The sequence below is a fragment of the Nocardia sp. NPDC059154 genome, from assembly GCF_042755705.1.
In the GTDB taxonomy this organism is placed as follows: Bacteria; Actinomycetota; Actinomycetes; order Mycobacteriales; family Mycobacteriaceae; genus Nocardia.
Genome location: NZ_JBHZCS010000193.1, coordinates 1 through 1,862, shown reverse-complemented (window position 1 = coordinate 1,862; position 1,862 = coordinate 1). Strand labels below are relative to the sequence as shown.

The 1,862-nt window shown below is 65.8% G+C and carries 2 protein-coding genes; one reads left to right on the top strand and one right to left on the bottom strand.

Annotated features, from left to right (window positions below):
* Positions 1–737, top strand: a 737-nt coding sequence (locus tag ACFXN1_RS51755) for a YncE family protein (protein WP_379464185.1), incomplete at its 5' end; no start/stop codon positions are given.
* Between the two features lie 731 nt (positions 738–1,468).
* Here the strand turns inward: ACFXN1_RS51755 and ACFXN1_RS51750 are convergent.
* Positions 1,469–1,804, bottom strand: coding sequence for a YncE family protein (locus ACFXN1_RS51750; RefSeq protein WP_379464187.1), 336 nt, complete (start codon positions 1,802–1,804; stop codon positions 1,469–1,471).
* Positions 1,805–1,862: the final 58 nt, after the last annotated feature.

The following is a 1,862-nucleotide window of genomic DNA, read 5'->3' as shown; positions in this document are numbered from 1 at the left end:
CCGTCGGCAACGGGCCGGAATTGCTGGCGGTCGACCCGAGCACGCACACCCTCTACACCACTAACTTCGGCGACAATTCGGTGTCGGTGATCGACGCGGCCGCCCACACCGTTACCGCGATAATCCCGGTCGGTAAGGGGCCGATCGGTGTGGCGGTCGACCCGGGCACGCACACCCTCTACACCACCAACAGGAACGACGATTCGGTGTCGGTGATCGACCCGGCCACCCACACCGTCACCGCGACCATCCCGGTCGGCAAGGGGCCGGAATTGCTGGCGGTCGACCCGGGCACGCACACCCTCTACACCGCCAACTTCGGCGACGATTCGGTGTCGGTGATCGACCCGGCCACCCACACCGTCACCGCGACCATCCCGGTCAGCAAGGGGCCGGTCGCTGTGGCGGTCGACCCGGGCACGCACACCCTCTACACCACCAACGGCTACGACAATTCGGTGTCGGTGATCGACGCGGCCGCCCACACCGTCACCGCGACCATCCCGGTCGGTAAGACGCCGATCGGTGTGGCGGTCGACCCGGGCACGCACACCGTCTACACCGCCAATAGGGACGACAATTCGGTGTCGGTGATCGACCCGGCCACCCACACCGTCACCGCGACCATCCCGGTCGGCAAGACGCCGATCGGTGTGGCGGTCGACCCGGGCACATCCACCGTCTACACCGCCAACTTCTCCGGCAATTCGGTGTCGGTGATCGAGCCGCGGCGCTGACTCGGGTGTAGGTGTGCACAGACCAGCGACCTGCTTGGACAACAGTTCGTGAAGCCGACGTTCGAGGTGTGCGGCGGGGGCAACACCCGCACTGCGGATACAGCAGCCAGACACCGTGGGTGAAGATCACCAAAATGCCCTCTACCTGCGGTGAAGTTGCCGACTGGGGCGGCAAAGCGACTGTCGTAGGACCGCAGGACTTCAGGCTCATACAATGGCCAGACAAAGTTTGCTCACTATGCAACCAGGGATGGAACGGACCAAGAGAGCAATCGGTCGCATATGGACCGCCTCGATCTCGCACCCACGAGTTGACCTATCCACGACCCCGCCTGCTCGGCAGGGATCGCGTCCTCACCTCACGACTCACCAAGCGTTTCGCCCTGACGTGCAACGTGTGCATCCAGCGCCGCCGTGACTGACCTTCACTGTCGCCTGGACAGCAGAACAGCGCGGGCGTGGAGCGGCTTTGGCCACGCCGAGGTCATCGCCCTAATAAGCTCAGCTTGATTTTTAATCTGTGCGGCGTGGTCGGGTGCCCTTCTCATGATGTGTCGGGCGGTTGTAGGCCTGGCCGGTGAGCAGGACCAGGCCGGCGTCGTGGCGGGTGGTGCGGTGCCGGTTCTTCGAGCCGGCAGGTCTGCCCGGCCCGGGCCGGCTGGGGTTTCGGTGCAGCGGCTGGGGACCCGGTTCTGGTGCGGGTGTTACGAAACCCGCCGAAGGGCGGGCATTCAGTGCCGCGGCTCGATCACCGACACCGATTTGCCGTCCCTGTTGGCGGTGTAGAGGGTGTGCGTGCCCGGGTCGACCGCCACACCCTCCGGCCCCTTGCCGACCGGGATGGTCGCGGTGACGGTGTGGGCGGCCGTGTCGATCACCGACACCGAATTGTCGGGGTTGTTGGTGGTGTAGACGGTGTGCGTGCCCGGGTCGACCGCCACACCGCTCGGCCGCATGCCGACCGGGATGGTCGCGGTGACGGTGTGGGTGGCCGGGTCGATCACCGACACCGAATTGCCGGTGTAGTTGGTGGTGTAGAGGGCGTGCGTGCCCGGGTCGACCGCCAGGAATTCCGGCCCCTTGCTGACCGGGATGGTCGCGGTGACGGTTGGTGTCTCCTATACA